The organism is Mycobacterium sp. Dal123C01 (genome assembly GCF_052566995.1).
In genome coordinates this window covers 1,860,288-1,874,153 of sequence record NZ_CP199580.1, presented here as the reverse complement: position 1 = coordinate 1,874,153, position 13,866 = coordinate 1,860,288, and the positions used below count along the sequence as shown (strand labels likewise).

The 13,866-nt window shown below is 66.1% G+C and carries 14 protein-coding genes; 8 read left to right on the top strand and 6 right to left on the bottom strand.

Annotation, left to right across the window (positions count from 1 at the left end):
• Positions 1-79 precede the first annotated feature (79 nt).
• Positions 80-985: an SDR family oxidoreductase gene (locus ACTXG5_RS08900; RefSeq protein WP_445163316.1), complete on the bottom strand. Its 906-nt coding sequence runs from the start codon at positions 983-985 to the stop codon at positions 80-82.
• Positions 986-999: 14 nt separating this feature from the next.
• Positions 1,000-1,785 carry an SDR family oxidoreductase gene (locus ACTXG5_RS08895; protein WP_445163315.1) on the bottom strand — a complete coding sequence of 262 codons (786 nt, stop codon included), beginning with the start codon at positions 1,783-1,785 and terminating at the stop codon, positions 1,000-1,002.
• 55 nt (positions 1,786-1,840) lie between these two features.
• On the opposite strand from ACTXG5_RS08895, the gene echA20 reads away from it, so the two are divergent.
• Genes echA20 through ipdC form a run of 4 tightly spaced genes read left to right on the top strand, consistent with a single transcriptional unit; the run spans position 1,841 to position 5,290 of the window.
• Entirely contained in the window at positions 1,841-2,599 is a 759-nt protein-coding gene (gene echA20 / locus ACTXG5_RS08890) for a (7aS)-7a-methyl-1,5-dioxo-2,3,5,6,7,7a-hexahydro-1H-indene-carboxyl-CoA hydrolase (RefSeq protein ID WP_445163314.1), read from the top strand.
• Positions 2,599-3,483 (top strand): cholesterol ring-cleaving hydrolase subunit IpdA, encoded by an 885-nt coding sequence (gene ipdA, locus ACTXG5_RS08885; RefSeq protein ID WP_445163313.1) that lies wholly within the window; start codon positions 2,599-2,601, stop codon positions 3,481-3,483. Before echA20 ends, ipdA begins: the two co-directional genes overlap by 1 nt.
• A complete protein-coding gene (gene ipdB / locus ACTXG5_RS08880) occupies positions 3,480-4,223 on the top strand; it encodes a cholesterol ring-cleaving hydrolase subunit IpdB (protein WP_445163312.1) in 744 nt (247 codons plus the stop codon). Before ipdA ends, ipdB begins: the two co-directional genes overlap by 4 nt.
• Positions 4,220-5,290, top strand: a complete 1,071-nt coding sequence (gene ipdC / locus ACTXG5_RS08875; RefSeq protein ID WP_445163311.1) for a (3aS,4S,5R,7aS)-5-hydroxy-7a-methyl-1-oxo-octahydro-1H-indene-4-carboxyl-CoA dehydrogenase — start codon at positions 4,220-4,222, stop codon at positions 5,288-5,290. The genes ipdB and ipdC overlap by 4 nt, the downstream gene beginning before the upstream one ends.
• A 146-nt stretch (positions 5,291-5,436) precedes the next feature.
• On the opposite strand, the gene fadA6 is transcribed toward ipdC, so the two are convergent.
• From fadA6 to ipdE1, 4 genes are read right to left on the bottom strand one after another with little or no spacing between them, the layout of a single operon-like run.
• Positions 5,437-6,597: a steroid 3-ketoacyl-CoA thiolase FadA6 gene (fadA6, locus tag ACTXG5_RS08870; protein WP_445163310.1), complete on the bottom strand. Its 1,161-nt coding sequence runs from the start codon at positions 6,595-6,597 to the stop codon at positions 5,437-5,439.
• A 3-nt stretch (positions 6,598-6,600) separates the two neighbouring features.
• Positions 6,601-7,221, bottom strand: a complete 621-nt coding sequence (gene kstR2, locus ACTXG5_RS08865; RefSeq protein ID WP_445163309.1) for a TetR family transcriptional regulator KstR2 — start codon at positions 7,219-7,221, stop codon at positions 6,601-6,603.
• A gap of 42 nt (positions 7,222-7,263) precedes the next feature.
• Positions 7,264-8,052: a (5R,7aS)-5-hydroxy-7a-methyl-1-oxo-2,3,5,6,7,7a-hexahydro-1H-indene-carboxyl-CoA reductase gene (ipdF, locus tag ACTXG5_RS08860; protein WP_445163308.1), complete on the bottom strand. Its 789-nt coding sequence runs from the start codon at positions 8,050-8,052 to the stop codon at positions 7,264-7,266.
• Complete coding sequence (gene ipdE1 / locus ACTXG5_RS08855; RefSeq protein WP_445163307.1) at positions 8,049-9,197, bottom strand: acyl-CoA dehydrogenase IpdE1; 1,149 nt, start codon at positions 9,195-9,197, stop codon at positions 8,049-8,051. The genes ipdF and ipdE1 overlap by 4 nt, the downstream gene beginning before the upstream one ends.
• A gap of 49 nt (positions 9,198-9,246) precedes the next feature.
• Here ipdE1 and fadD3 point away from each other — a divergent pair, with 49 nt between their 5' ends.
• From fadD3 to ipdE2, 4 genes are read left to right on the top strand one after another with little or no spacing between them, the layout of a single operon-like run.
• Positions 9,247-10,800: a 3-((3aS,4S,7aS)-7a-methyl-1,5-dioxo-octahydro-1H-inden-4-yl)propanoate--CoA ligase FadD3 gene (fadD3, locus tag ACTXG5_RS08850; RefSeq protein ID WP_445163306.1), complete on the top strand. Its 1,554-nt coding sequence runs from the start codon at positions 9,247-9,249 to the stop codon at positions 10,798-10,800.
• Between the two features lies 1 nt (position 10,801).
• Positions 10,802-11,947 (top strand): acyl-CoA dehydrogenase family protein, encoded by a 1,146-nt coding sequence (locus ACTXG5_RS08845; protein WP_445163305.1) that lies wholly within the window; start codon positions 10,802-10,804, stop codon positions 11,945-11,947.
• Positions 11,944-12,897 (top strand): acyl-CoA dehydrogenase family protein, encoded by a 954-nt coding sequence (locus ACTXG5_RS08840; protein ID WP_445163304.1) that lies wholly within the window; start codon positions 11,944-11,946, stop codon positions 12,895-12,897. The genes ACTXG5_RS08845 and ACTXG5_RS08840 overlap by 4 nt, the downstream gene beginning before the upstream one ends.
• On the top strand, positions 12,894-13,844 hold the full coding sequence (gene ipdE2, locus ACTXG5_RS08835) for an acyl-CoA dehydrogenase IpdE2 (protein WP_445163303.1): 951 nt from the start codon (positions 12,894-12,896) through the stop codon (positions 13,842-13,844). The genes ACTXG5_RS08840 and ipdE2 overlap by 4 nt, the downstream gene beginning before the upstream one ends.
• Positions 13,845-13,866 lie beyond the last annotated feature (22 nt).

Below are 13,866 nucleotides of genomic sequence, written 5' to 3'. Positions count from 1 at the left end.
GTGCGAAGTCCATGACAATGGAAACAGCACGAAGTGGCGTAACACGCTGTTAGCGTGGCTAGTTCAGAGTGCTGCTTGGCTACGCGCCGTAGACCGGGACCGGCGGCCGCGACTTGGCCAACAGGTCGGAGACAACGGGGCCCAGCTCGGCGGCATCCCACCTCGCGCCCTTGTCGATCTGCGGCCCATGCGCCCAGCCCTCGGCGACGCGGATCTTGCCGCCCTCGACTTCGAACACCTTGCCGGTGACGTCACGGGATTCGGTGCTACCCAGCCAAACCACCAGCGGCGAAACGTTTTCCGGCGCCATCGCGTCGAAAGCCTCGTCCTGCGTGGACATCATCTCCGCGAAGACGGTCTCGGTCATGCGGGTCCGGGCTGACGGCGCGATCGCGTTGACCGTGACACCGTAACGACCCATCTCCGCGGCGGCGACCAGCGTCATCGCCGCGATGCCGGCCTTGGCGGCACTGTAGTTGCCCTGCCCGACGCTGCCCTGCAGGCCCGCACCCGAGCTGGTGTTAATGATCCGTGCGTCAACGGGTTTGCCCTCTTTGGACAGTCCGCGCCAATACGACGCGGCGTGGCGCATTGTGGCGAAGTGGCCCTTGAGATGCACGGCGATGACGGCGTCGAACTCGTCCTCGCTGGTGTTGGCCATCATCCGGTCGCGCACGATGCCGGCATTGTTCACCAGGACATCCAGCCCGCCGAAGGTGTCGACAGCGGTTTGGACCAGGGCGGCCGCTTGGTTCCAGTCCGCGATGTTGGATCCGTTGGCGACGGCTTCGCCACCGGCAGCCGTGATCTCGTCGACCACGCCCTGCGCGGCACTACCGCCGCCTGCCGGTGATCCGTCCAGACCCACACCGATGTCGTTGACGACGACGCGCGCACCTTCGGCCGCGAAGGCCAGCGCATGCGCGCGACCGATACCGCCGCCCGCTCCGGTGACGATGACGACACGGCCGTCGACCACACCCATATTTCCTGTCTCCTCTACTTGATCGCGCTGGCGTTCGTTGTGGCCAGGTAGTGCGGCGGCTCGCCGCCTCCGTGCACCTCTAACGAGGCACCGCTGATATAGGACGCCGCGTCCGACGCCAAAAAGGCTGTAGCCCAGCCGATGTCCTCGGGCTTGGCCAGTCGGCCCAGTGGGACGTTTTTGGAGATCGCGGCGATCGACTCAGCGTCGCCGTAGAACAGCTCGGCCTGCTCAGTTTCGACCATGCCGACCACGCAGGCGTTCACCCGGACCTTGGGCCCCCATTCCACCGCCAGCGTCTGAGTGAGGCTTTCCAGACCGGCCTTGGCCGCCCCGTATGCGCCGGTGCCCGGGGACGGCCGCCGGCCGCTGAGGCTGCAGATGTTGATGATCGACCCGCCGCCCGACTGGTCCTGCATCTTGTCGTTCGCGAACTGCGAAACCAACAGCCCACCAATGAGATTGAGCTCGATGATCTTGCGGTTGAACTTCGGGCTGGACTCCGCCGTCAGGACGAACGGCGATCCTCCGGCGTTGTTGACGACGACGTCGAGCCGTCCATGCCGCTCGGCGATCGTGTCGATCAACGCCTTGACCGCTTCCTCGTCGCGAACATCGCACGCGTGAAACTCGTAGGGCAACCCGTCGACGGCACGACGGGCGCAGGTGATCACAGTCGCGCCCTGCTCGGCGAAAACCGAGCTGATACCGGCGCCCACCCCTCGTACGCCGCCCGTGACCAAAACGACCCGCCCGGCCAATCCCAGATTGATGGCGGCGGCTGCTTCGGCGCGAGTCACTGTGCTAGCGTACCAAGCAAGTGCTTGCTTAGGTAGTCGACCACAAGGAAGAGCAATGCCGATCACGTCCACCAGCACAGAACCGGGCATCGTCGCGGTCACCGTCGACTACCCGCCCGTCAACGCCATCCCGTCGCAAGGCTGGTTCGAACTCGCCGACGCGATAACGGCCGCCGGCGCGAACCCCGAGACCAGCGCCGTAATCCTGCGTGCCGAAGGCCGCGGATTCAACGCCGGCGTCGACATCAAGGAGATGCAGCGCACCGAGGGCTTCGCCGCGTTGATCGACGCCAACCGCGGCTGCTTTGCGGCCTTCCGCGCGGTCTACGAATGCGCCGTTCCCGTGATCGCGGCGGTGAACGGATTCTGCGTCGGCGGCGGTATCGGCCTGGTCGGCAACGCCGACGTCATCGTGGCCTCCGACGACGCCACCTTCGGGCTGCCCGAGGTGGAACGCGGTGCGCTGGGCGCGGCGACGCACCTGTCGCGATTGGTGCCCCAACACATGATGCGGCGATTGTTTTTCACCGCAGCCACCGTGGACGCCGCCACCCTGCACCACTTCGGTTCGGTGCACGAGGTCGTGCCCCGCGACCAACTCGACGAGGCCGCCTTGCGGGTGGCCCGCGACATCGCCGCCAAAGACACCCGCGTGATCCGCGCGGCCAAGGAGGCGCTGAACTTGATCGACGTTCAACGAGTCAACTCGAGTTACCGCATGGAACAAGGCTTTACGTTCGAACTCAACCTCGCCGGGGTTGCCGACGAGCACCGCGACGCGTTCGCCGGTACGAAGAAGGGTAAGGACGCGTAGTGGCCGACAAGACAACCACTCTCGACGAAGCTGTCGCGCAGTTGCGCAGCGGCATGACCATTGGTATCGGTGGCTGGGGGTCGCGGCGCAAGCCGATGGCGTTCGTACGCGCGATGCTGCGCACCGACATCAAAGACCTCACCGTGGTCAGCTACGGCGGACCCGACGTGGGGCTGCTGTGCTCGGCCGGCAAGGTCAAACGGGTCTACTACGGTTTCGTCTCGCTGGATTCGCCGCCGTTCTACGATCCATGGTTTGCCAAGGCCCGGACCGGCGGACTCATCGAGGCCCGAGAGATGGACGAAGGCATGCTGCGCTGTGGTCTGCAGGCCGCCGCACAACGGCTACCGTTCCTGCCGATTCGCGCCGGACTGGGCAGCTCGGTGCTGGACTTCTGGGAGGGCGAACTGGCGACGGTGACCAGCCCTTACCCGGCGCCCGGCGGCGGGCACGAGACGCTGGTCGCGATGCCGGCGCTACGCCTGGACGCGGCGTTTGTGCACCTCAATCTTGGTGACAGTCAAGGCAATGCGGCCTACACCGGCATCGACCCGTACTTTGACGACCTGTTCTTGATGGCCGCCGAGAAACGCTACTTGTCCGTGGAGCGCGTGGTATCCACCCAGGAGCTGATCAAGGCGGTGCCGCCGCAGGCGCTGCTGGTGAACCGGATGATGGTCGACGGGGTCGTCGAAGCACCCAATGGTGCCCACTTCACCACCGCCGCACCGGATTACGGCCGAGACGAGAAGTTCCAGCGGCACTATGCCGAGGCGGCCGCGACCGAAGAGGGCTGGCAAAAGTTCGTCGCGACCTACCTGTCCGGCGGCGAGTCCGAATATCAGGCTGCTGTAAGCGCTTTCGCAGAGGAGGCCTCGAAGTGAGCACTCGCGCCGAAGTGTGTGCGGTCGCCTGCGCCGAGTTGTTCAGGGACGCCGGCGAAATCATGGTCAGCCCGATGGCGAACATGGCCTCGGTCGGCGCGCGGCTGGCCCGGCTGACGTTCTCCCCCGACATCGTGCTGACCGACGGCGAGGCACAGCTGCTGGCCGACACGCCTGCGCTGGGCGCCTCGGGTGCCGTCGAGGGGTGGATGCCGTTTGGTCGCGTGTTCGAGACGCTGGCCTGGGGGCGGCGGCATGTAGTGATGGGCGCCAATCAGGTTGACCGCTTTGGCAATCAGAACCTCTCGGCGTTCGGTCCGCTGCAGCAGCCCACCCGGCAGATGTTCGGGGTACGCGGTGCGCCCGGCAATGCGATCAACCATGCGACCAGTTACTGGGTCGGCAGCCACTCCAAGCGGGTGTTCTGCGAGAAGGTCGATATCGTGTGCGGAGTCGGCTGGGACAATGTCGACGTCGACAATCCGGCATTCCGCTTTGCCAACACGTATCGGGTGGTGTCGAACCTTGGCGTCTTCGACTTCGGCGGGCCGGACCGGACAATGCGGGCGCTGACCCTGCATCCCGGGGTATCGGCGGAGGAGGTCCGCGAAGCGACGTCCTTTGACATCCACGGCCTCGAGGATGCCGAGGAGAGCCGACTGCCGACCGACGACGAACTGCGCCTGATCCGCGAAACGATCGACCCGAAGTCCGTGCGGGACCGAGAGATACGGTCATGAAGCTGCGCACGCCGCTGACCGATCTGGTCGGCGTCGAGCACCCGGTGGTGCAAACCGGGATGGGCTGGGTGGCCGGAGCTCGGCTCGTGTCGGCCACGGCCAACGCGGGCGGGCTCGGCATTCTGGCGTCGGCCACCATGACGCTGGACGAGCTGGCGACGGCCATCGGCAAGGTCAAGGCCGCCACTGACAAACCGTTCGGCGTGAACATGCGCGCCGACGCCGCCGATGCCGGCGATCGGGTCGAGTTGATGATCCGCGAGGGCGTGAAGGTGGCGTCGTTCGCACTGGCGCCCAAGCCGGAGCTGATCGCCCGGCTCAAAGAGGCCGGCGCGGTGGTCATCCCGTCGATCGGCGCGGCCAAACATGCGCGCAAGGTCGCGAGCTGGGGCGCCGACGCGATGATCGTGCAGGGCGGCGAGGGCGGTGGGCACACCGGACCCGTCGCCACCACGCTGTTGCTGCCGTCGGTGCTGGATGCCGTGAAAGGGACCGGAATCCCCGTCATCGCGGCGGGCGGGTTCTTCGACGGACGCGGGCTGGCGGCGGCGCTGTCTTACGGCGCGGCCGGTGTGGCGATGGGCACCCGGTTTCTGCTCACTTCGGATTCGACCGTTCCCGAATCGGTTAAGCGCCGCTACCTCGAGTCAGCCCTTGACGGCACGGTGGTCACCACGCGCGTCGATGGCATGCCGCATCGAGTGCTGCGCACCGGGCTGGTCGAGAAGCTGGAAAACGGTTCGCCGGTAAGGGGACTGACCGCCGCGGTGCGTAATGCCGGGAAATTCAAGCACATGTCGCAGATGACCTGGCGATCGATAATCACCGACGGCCTGGCGATGCGCCGCGGCAAGGAGATGACCTGGTCGCAGGTGGTGATGGCCGCGAACACTCCAATGCTGCTGAAAGCCGGGCTCGTTGAGGGCAACACCGAGGCCGGGGTGCTGGCGTCCGGACAGGTCGCGGGCATTCTCGAGGACCTGCCGTCGTGCGCCGAGTTGATCGAGTCGATCGTGCGCGACGCGATCGAGCACCTGCAAGCGGCATCGGCGTTCGTGCAGTCCTAGCCCGCGTCGAGTGTGGAGCTAGGCCACTGCGCCGAAACTGAAACTACGCACACTCCGCCCGGCGTGTCGTGTGCGTGGTTTCAGTGTCGCGGTAAGGCGGGCGACGCCCCGCGTCGAGTGTGGAGCCAGGCCACCCGCGCCGACCGCTAGAGCCGTTCGATGATTGTGACGTTGGCCGTGCCGCCGCCCTCGCACATCGTCTGCAACCCATAGCGGCCGCCGATGCGCTCAAGCTCGTTGAGCATGGTGGTGAACAGCTTTGCGCCGGTGGCGCCCAACGGGTGCCCGAGGGCGATCGCGCCGCCGTTGGGGTTCACCTTCTCCGGGTCGGCCTTGACCTCCTTGAGCCACGCCATCACGACCGGTGCGAACGCCTCGTTGATCTCCACGGTGTCGATGTCGCTGATGGAGAGCCCGGTCTTGTCCAGCGCGTAGCGGGTGGCGGGAATCGGCCCGGTGAGCATGAATACCGGGTCGGCCGCGCGGGCACTGATGTGGTGAATGCGGGCACGGGGCGTCAGCTTGTGGTCCTTGACGGCCTGCTCGGAAGCCAGCAGCACAGCGCTGGCACCGTCGGAAATCTGACTGGCCATCGCCGCGGTCAGTCGGCCCCCTTCGACCAGCGTCTTCAAGCCGGCCATCTTCTCCAACGTTGACTCGCGCGGACCCTCGTCGACCCGGAATGGACCGGATTCGGTCTCAAGAGTGATGATTTCGTTGTCGAAGTGGCCGCCACGGATCGCCGCGAATGCGCGCTCGTGACTGGTCAGCGCGTACTGCTCCATCTCTTCGCGCAACAGGTTCCACTTCTCGGCGATCAGTTCCGATCCACGGAACTGCGAGATCTCCTGATCGCCATAGCGGTGCAGCCACTGCTTGGATTCGTTAGTCGGCGAGGTGAATCCGAATTGCTCGCCGACCGTCATCGCCGACGAGATCGGAATCTGACTCATGTTCTGCACGCCGCCGGCCACGATCAGATCGGCCGTACCCGCCATGATCGCTTGGGCGCCAAAGGAAATCGCCTGTTGACTGGAACCGCACTGGCGGTCCACGGTGACGCCAGGAACCTCCTCGGGATAGCCGGCGGCCAGCCACGAGAGCCGGGCGATGTTGCCCGCCTGCCCCCCGATGGCGTCGACGCAGCCGGCGATCACATCCTCAACCGCGGCGGGGTCGACATCGACCCGGTCGAGCAATCCGCGCCACGCGTGAGCACCCAGGTCGACGGGATGGATCCCGGCCAGTGCTCCGTTGCGCTTGCCAACCGCGGTACGTACAGCGTCAATGACGTACGCCTCTGCCATTTTTCAGACTCCTTCTTCAGTCTTTCTGGATTCCGCGGTGATCCCGCCAAGCACCATGGCGAGATATTGCTCACCCACCTGCACTGCGGTGAGTGGCCCGCCGGGTTGATACCAGCGGACCGACACCCAGGTGGTGTCACGGATGAAGCGGTAGATGAGGTCGACGTTCAGGTCGGGCCGGAAGTAGCCTTCGTCGACACCTTGATTGAGCACCTCGACCCACATCTTGCGTTGCTGCCGGTTCATGTCCTCGATGTAGGAGAACCGGGGCTGCGACAGCAATCGCTGGGCTTCGTCCTGATAGATGACGACCTGCGCATGCCGATTCTCGATCGCCTCGAACGACGCCATAAACAGTCCCTTGAGCCGCTCTAGCGGATTGGGTTCGCTGTCGACGATCTCGCGGTAGCGGGTGAACAACCAATCGAGGAAGTCGCGCAGCAACTCGTCGACCATCTCCTCTTTCGAGGAGAAATGGTGGTACAGGCTGCCGGACAAGATGCCCGCGCCGTCAGCGATATCGCGCACGGTGGTGGCGCGCAAGCCGCGCTCGGCGAACATGGTCGCAGCGAGCCCCAGTAGTTCGTCTCGCCGGCTGTTCGCCTGACCGGTCATTCGGTCCACCCGATCAGAGTATCAACCAAGCGCTTGCTTGGCCAGTCGAGATCACGGATGTTGGCTGGACACCGAGATGACCTCGCCAGTGAGGTAGCTGGAGTAATCGCTGGCCAGGAACGCGATGGTGGCCGCTACTTCCCACGGCTCGGCGGCGCGACCGAACGCCTCGCCGGCGGAGAGCCGGTCGAGCAGATCGGCCGACGTCGTCTTGTCCAGGAACTTGTGCCGCGCGATGCTCGGCGACACCGCGTTGATCCGCACGCCGTACTCGGCTGCTTCTATCGCGCTGCATCGGGTTAGCGCCATCACGCCCGCTTTGGCGGCTGCGTAGTGCGACTGCGAGTGCTGCGCCCGCCAGCCGAGCACACTGGCGTTGTTGACGATCACACCGCCGTGCGGCGCGTCCCGGAAGTACCGCAGGGCGGCACGGGTGGCGCGAAACACCGACGTCAGGCTGACGTTGAGGACACGGTCCCATTCCTCGTCGGTCATGTCGGCGACCGGTGTCTGGCCACCCAGCCCGGCGTTGTTGACCAGCACGTCGAGGCGGCCCAGCCGGGCGGTGGCCGAATCGATAAGCGCGTCGACTTGAGCGGTCGAAGTCACGTCGCAGACCACACTTTCAACCCGACCCAACCCCAGTGCCGCCAGCTCGGCGGCGGTCTCCCCCAGCCGGCGCTCGTGATGGTCTGAGACCAACACGTCCGCGCCCTCGGCCAAGGCCCGCCGTGCGGTCGCCGCACCGATACCGGTGCCTGCGGCCGCGGTCACCACCACCACCTTGCCGTCCAGAAGTCCGTGTCCGGCAATCTCTTTGGGCGCTTCGGCCAAACTCATCCCTTGACCTCCCGAGGTAGGCCGAGCACCCGCTCGGCGATGATATTGCGCTGGATCTCGTTGGATCCGCCGTAGATGGTGTCGGCGCGGGTGAACAGGAACAGCCGCTGCCACTCGTCGAATTCGCCGTCCGATAACGTCATGCCGGCCTTGCCGATCACATCCATCGCCAGCTCACCCAGATCGCGATGCCAATTAGCCCACAACAACTTTGACACATTGTCCTGGCCGGGCTGCTCGACGTCCATGGTCGCCAGCGCATAGCTGCGCATGGCCCGCAGGCCGGTCCAGGCCCGGGTCAGCCGTTCCCGGATGAACGGGTCCTCGGCGGCACCGTTGCGCTGCGCGAGTTCGGCCAGATTGGAAAGCTCACGGGCATAGACGATTTGCTGCCCCAGGGTCGACACACCGCGTTCGAAGGTCAGCGTTCCCATCGCGACCCGCCAGCCGTCGCCCGGTTCGCCAACAACCAGGCCGGCATCGGTGCGGGCGTCGTCGAAGAAGACTTCGTTGAACTCCGCGGTGCCGGTGATCTGGACGATCGGTCGCACTTCGACACCCGGCTGGTCCAGCGGTACCAGCAGATACGACAATCCGGCGTGCCGCTTGGAGCCCTTCTCGGTGCGCGCGACCACGAAGCACCACTGCGATAGGTGGGCCAGCGATGTCCACACCTTCTGGCCGTTGATCACCCATTGATCGCCGTCGAGTTCGGCGGTGGTCGCCACGTTGGCCAGGTCACTGCCGGCACCCGGCTCCGAATATCCCTGACACCACAGCTCGGAGACATCGAGGATCCGCGGCAGGAAACGCTGCTGTTGCTCTTGTGTGCCGAACGCGATCAGCGTCGGACCGAGCAGCTCCTCGCCGAAATGGTTGACCTTGTCCGGAGCGTCCGCGAGGGCGTACTCCTCGTAGAACGCCACTCGGTGCGCGGTCGAAAGCCCCCGTCCGCCGTGTTCGACGGGCCAGCCCAGACAGGTCAGTCCCGCCGCGGCAAGATGCTGGTTCCATGCCCGGCGCTCTTCGAATGCCTCATGCTCGCGCCCGGGCCCGCCAAGGCCCCGCAGCGCTGCGAATTCGCCGACCAGATTGTCGGCGAGCCAACGGCGGACCTCCGCCCGGAACTCCTCGACGTCCTGCATGCCCTGTAGGCTAACCTACCAAGCACTTGCTTTGTTAGGAGCGTCACCGATGACCAACGATCCGCGCACCGTGCCCGCGGCGCTGGATCGTTTCGCGCGTCAATTCCCCGATCACGACGCATTGATTACCGATGATCGCTCCTTCACCGCCACCGAACTGCGCGACGAAGTACACCGCGCGGCCGCCGCACTGATCGCACTCGGCGTCGAGCATGGCGACCGGGTGGCCGTCTGGTCACCCAACACCTGGCACTGGGTGATCGCCTGCCTCGGGATTCATCACGCCGCCGCCACGATGGTGCCGCTGAACACCCGCTACACCGCGTCGGAGGCCAGCGATATCCTGGCGCGCACCGATGCGCCGGTGTTGTTCGGGATGGGTCAATTCCTCGGCAACGATCGCCTTGCCGACCTGGACCGCGCCGCGCTGCCCGCGCTGCGGCACATCGTGCGGATACCGATCGACGCCGACGAGACTGGGGCCGGAACCTGGGACGAGTTCATCGAGCGGGGCTCCGAGCCGGAAGGCACAGCCGCGGTCCTCGCTCGCGCGTCCGCCGTGATCCCCGACGATGTCAGCGACATTCTGTTCACCTCCGGAACCACCGGCCGCAGCAAAGGCGTGCGTTGCGCGCACCGGCAATCGCTGTCGGCCTCGGCGTCGTGGGCCGCCAACGGCAAGATCACCAGCGATGACCGCTACCTGTGCATCAACCCGTTCTTCCACAACTTCGGCTACAAGGCCGGCATCCTGGCCTGCCTGCAAACCGGTGCGACGTTGATCCCGCACCTGACGTTTGATCCGCTGCGCGCACTGCAGGCGATCGAGCAACACCGCATCACCGTATTGCCCGGACCGCCAACGATTTACCAGATGCTGCTCGATCACCCGGCGCGCGGTGACTACGACCTGAGCTCGCTGCGGTTCGCGGTGACCGGCGCGGCCACGGTTCCGGTCGTGTTGGTGGAGCGCATGCAATCCGAGCTCGACATCGACATCGTGCTGACCGCGTACGGCCTGACCGAGGCCAACGGCATGGGCACCAGTTGCCGCGCCGACGACGACGCGGTGACGGTCGCGACCACGTGTGGGCGTCCATTCGCTGACTTCGAATTGCGCATCGATTCGGGCGCACCCGGCGAATCCGGAGAGGTGCTCCTGCGCGGACCCAACGTGATGCTCGGCTACCTCGACGACCCGGAAGCCACTGCGGCGGCCATCGATACCGACGGCTGGCTGCACACCGGGGACATCGGCGAGGTCGACAAGGCAGGCAACCTGCGCATCACCGACCGGCTCAAGGACATGTACATCTGCGGCGGATTCAACGTCTACCCCGCGGAGATCGAGCAAGTGCTGGCCCGGATGGACGGGGTGGCCGACGTCGCGGTGATCGGAGTTCCTGACGAGCGCCTCGGCGAAGTGGGCCGCGCGTTCGTGGTGACCCGGCCCGGCGCACACCTCGACGAACAGTCGGTAATCGCTTATACCCGGGAACATTTGGCGAACTTCAAGGCCCCACGGTCGGTGCGGTTCGTCGACGCGTTGCCGCGCAATGCCGGCGGCAAGGTGGTCAAACCACAACTGCGAGAGTTGGCCTGAATTGGATCTGGAACTAGACGACGAGACGCTTTCCTTCCAAGCCGAAGTGCGGGATTTCCTGTCGGCCAACGCCGAGTCGATCCCGACGGAGTCTTATGACAACGCGGAAGGCTTTGCCCAACATCGCCATTGGGACAAGGTGTTGTTCGACGCGGGCCTGTCGGTGATCAACTGGCCGAAGAAATACGGGGGCCGCGACGCGCCGCTGCTGCACTGGGTGGTGTTCGAAGAGGAATACTTCCGCGCCGGAGCACCGGGCCGGGCCAGCGCCAACGGCCTCTCGATGCTGGCGCCGACGCTGTTCGCGCATGGCACCGATGAGCAGCTGGACCGGATACTGCCCAAAATGGCTAGCGGCGAACAGATCTGGGCGCAGGCCTGGTCGGAGCCCGAGTCGGGCAGCGACCTGGCGTCGCTGCGGTCCACCGCAACCCAGACCGAAGGCGGCTGGCTGCTGAACGGGCAGAAGATCTGGAGCTCGCGGGCGCCGTTCGCCGAGATGGGCTTCGGACTGTTCCGCTCCGACCCCGCAGCTGAGCGGCACAACGGGTTGACGTACTTCATGTTCGACCTGTCGGCCAAGGGCGTCACCGTGCGCCCAATCGTGCAGCTGGGCGGGGACACCGGCTTCGGTGAGATCTTCCTCGACGACGTCTTCGTGCCCGACGAGGACGTCATCGGTACCCCGAACGACGGCTGGCGCGCGGCCATGAGCACGTCGAGCAACGAGCGCGGGATGTCACTGCGCAGCCCGGCCCGCTTCGTCGCGGCCGCCGAACGGCTGGTCCAGCTGTGGAAAGACAACGGCTCGCCCACCGAATTCGCCGATCGCGTTGCCGATGCCTGGATCAAATCCCAGGCCTACCGGCTGCAGACCTTCGGCACGGTCACCCGGCTGGCCGCCGGCGGCGAGCTGGGCGCCGAATCGTCGGTGACCAAGGTGTTCTGGTCGGACCTCGACGTGACGATCCATCAGACCGCACTCGACATCCGGGGCGCCGACGGGGAGCTTGCCGGCCCGTGGACCGAGGGCTTGCTGTTCGCGCTGGGCGGCCCGATCTATGCTGGTACCAACGAAATTCAGCGCAATATCATCTCCGAGCGGCTGCTGGGCCTGCCGCGCGAAAAGTCGGGAGGCAAGAAGTGAAATTTGCGCTCGACGAACAGCAGCGCGACTTCGCGGCCAGTATCGACGCGGCACTGAGCGCGGCCGACCTGCCCGGCGCGCTGCGGGCTTGGTCCGCCGGCGACATCGCGCCCGGCCGCAAGGTCTGGGAGCAGCTGGCCAACCTCGGCGTCACCGCACTGGCGGTGCCGGAGAAATTCGACGGCCTGGAAGCCCACCCGGTGGATCTGGTGGTCGCGCTTGAACGCCTAGGGCGCTGGTGTGTGCCCGGCCCGGTCGCCGAATCCATTGCCGTGGCACCGGTTTTGCTCGCCGGGGACGAACGCAGCGCCGAGTTGTCGTCCGGTGAGCTGATCGCCACTGTCGCGTTGCCGCCGCACACTCCGCGCGCGGTTGACGCCGAAGCTGCCGGACTGGTGCTGCTGGCCACCGACGAGGGCGTCAGCGAGGCAATCGCGGGTGAGTGCCACCGGTCCGTCGACCCCAGCCGGCGGCTGTACGACGTGACGACAACCGGCGAGACCTGGCAGGCAGATACCAAGCGCGCCTTTGAGTTCGGGGCACTGGCCACCGCCGCGCAGCTGGTCGGCATCGCCGAGGCGCTGCTGAATGACACCGTCGACTACGCCAAGCAGCGCACGCAGTTCGGCCGGGTCATCGGCTCGTATCAGGCGATCAAGCACAAGCTGGCCGACGTGCACATCGCGATCGAATTGGCTCGCCCGCTGGTATACGGCGCCGCGCTGGCGCTGGCCGACGACACCAGGGCTGCCGAGCGCGACGTGAGCGCCGCCAAAGCAGCTGCGGCCGACGCCGCTCTGCTGGCTGCCCGCTCGGCGTTGCAGACCCACGGTGCAATCGGCTTCACCCAGGAACACGACCTGTCACTATGGCTGCTGCGGGTACAAGCTTTGCGATCGGCCTGGGGTACGCCCGAGGCGCACCGGCGCCGAGTGTTGGAGGCATTGTGAGTGAAGAACGGGAGCTGCTACGGGAAACCGTCGCGGCGCTGGTCGCCAAGCACGCCAATCCGGCGGCGGTCCGCGCGGCCATGGAATCCGAGCGCGGCTACGACGAAGCACTGTGGCAGCTGCTGTGCGAGCAGGTCGGCGCCGCCGCCCTGGTGATACCCGAGGAACTGGGTGGGGCCGGCGGTGAATTAGCCGACGCCGCAACAGTTCTGCAGGAGCTTGGTCGCGCCTTGGTACCCTCCCCACTGCTGGGCACGACGTTGACGCAGCTGGCGCTGCTGGCCGCACCTGAGCCGGACGCCGAAACGCTGGAATCCCTGGCGGCGGGCACCTCGATCGGGGCGCTGGTCCTCGATGCCGACTATGTGGTCAACGGCGACATCGCCGACGTCGTCGTTGCCGTGGCTGATGGCCAACTGAGCAGGTGGACGCGGTTCAGCGCGCAGCCCGTGGTCACGATGGACCCCACCCGCCGGCTGGCCCGAGTCCAGCCCGAGGACACCGTCACGCTGGGCCCCGACCCCGGCCTCGCCGATACCGCGGCCATCCTGCTGGCGGCCGAGCAAATCGGGGCCGCAGAACGCTGTCTGGAACTGACCGTCGAATACGCCAAGAACCGAGTGCAGTTCGGCAGGCCGATTGGTAGCTTCCAGGCACTCAAACATCGGATGGCCGATCTGTATGTCGCGATCGCCGCGGCCCGGGCCGTAGTCTCCGACGCATGCAACGACCCCACTCCCACCAACGCCGCAATCGCCCGGCTGGCTGCCAGTGAGGTGCTCTCGACGGTGACGAGCGAGGGCATCCAGCTGCACGGGGGTATCGCAATTACCTGGGAACACGACATGCACTTGTATTTCAAACGCGCGCATGGCAGCGCCCAACTGCTCGGCTCGCCGCGAGAGCTGCTGCGCCAACTGGAATCCGAGGTGCTTAAGACGTCGTGAACGCCTCCGTGGCATTGCGCGC

Bases quoted from the DNA above. Each gene is read 5' to 3' on its own strand.
- ACTXG5_RS08900 (WP_445163316.1), bottom strand. From the start codon at position 985: ATGGGTGTGGTCGACGGCCGTGTCGTCATCGTCACCGGAGCGGGCGGC.
- echA20 (WP_445163314.1), top strand. From the start codon at position 1,841: ATGCCGATCACGTCCACCAGCACAGAACCGGGCATCGTCGCGGTCACC.
- ipdC (WP_445163311.1), top strand. From the start codon at position 4,220: ATGAAGCTGCGCACGCCGCTGACCGATCTGGTCGGCGTCGAGCACCCG.
- fadA6 (WP_445163310.1), bottom strand. From the start codon at position 6,597: ATGGCAGAGGCGTACGTCATTGACGCTGTACGTACCGCGGTTGGCAAG.
- ipdF (WP_445163308.1), bottom strand. From the start codon at position 8,052: ATGAGTTTGGCCGAAGCGCCCAAAGAGATTGCCGGACACGGACTTCTG.
- ipdE1 (WP_445163307.1), bottom strand. From the start codon at position 9,197: ATGCAGGACGTCGAGGAGTTCCGGGCGGAGGTCCGCCGTTGGCTCGCC.
- fadD3 (WP_445163306.1), top strand. From the start codon at position 9,247: ATGACCAACGATCCGCGCACCGTGCCCGCGGCGCTGGATCGTTTCGCG.